This is a genomic window from Shigella sp. FC1967 (assembly GCF_001743005.1).
Taxonomy (GTDB): Bacteria; Pseudomonadota; Gammaproteobacteria; order Enterobacterales; family Enterobacteriaceae; genus Proteus.
Genome location: NZ_MIIZ01001158.1, coordinates 1 through 579 on the forward strand (window position 1 = coordinate 1; position 579 = coordinate 579).

Annotated in this window: 1 protein-coding gene and 1 pseudogene; both read left to right on the forward strand. The window is 42.7% G+C overall.

The features are described from left to right. Positions 1–415, forward strand: a 415-nt coding sequence (locus BHE89_RS19575) for a DUF3304 domain-containing protein (protein WP_128860743.1), incomplete at its 5' end; no start/stop codon positions are given. Then, positions 400–579: pseudogene (locus tag BHE89_RS19580) on the forward strand (hypothetical protein); the annotation flags it as partial. The gene BHE89_RS19575 and the pseudogene BHE89_RS19580, both read left to right, overlap by 16 nt.

Below are 579 nucleotides of genomic sequence, written 5' to 3' on the forward strand. Positions count from 1 at the left end.
AAATTTACACGGGTTTAACCATGTCAAAGGCACTTCGGTAAATTGGTTTAAGGTTAATGGTTATTATGGCAAAGGCGGTGGCGGAACCTGTTGCATTGTTGTGCCGGCAAAATGGACGCCCAATCAATGGGTCAATGTGGAATGGGAAGTCGATCCTGATGCTTATTCAGGTAAAGCACCGCCTTTGGGTACTGATGAATTTCGTCAATATATGAAACAGCATGAAGCCAATTATCGTCGCTATAGCAAAATGGTAGAAATTCCTGAGTATGACGACCCTTGTGATGTCAAAGTGCACTTTCTTCCCTGCCAAGAAGTCAAAATTACCCTGTCTTGTAAATCATGGGGACACCCTGACTACCCTGTCAATGAACCTGATGATATGGAAGAGCCTGCGGTATGCTCGAAAAAATAACTCGTAAAAAAGTGATTGTTGCTGGCGTTATTCTTGCCATTATCGCAGTAAGCTCACTGCTGTTCCCCAAGAAAAAACCCAAAGATGACTACCTTGCCGGAAATTTACACGGGTTTAACCATGTCAAAGGCACTTCGGTAAATTGGTTTAAGGTTAATGGTTAT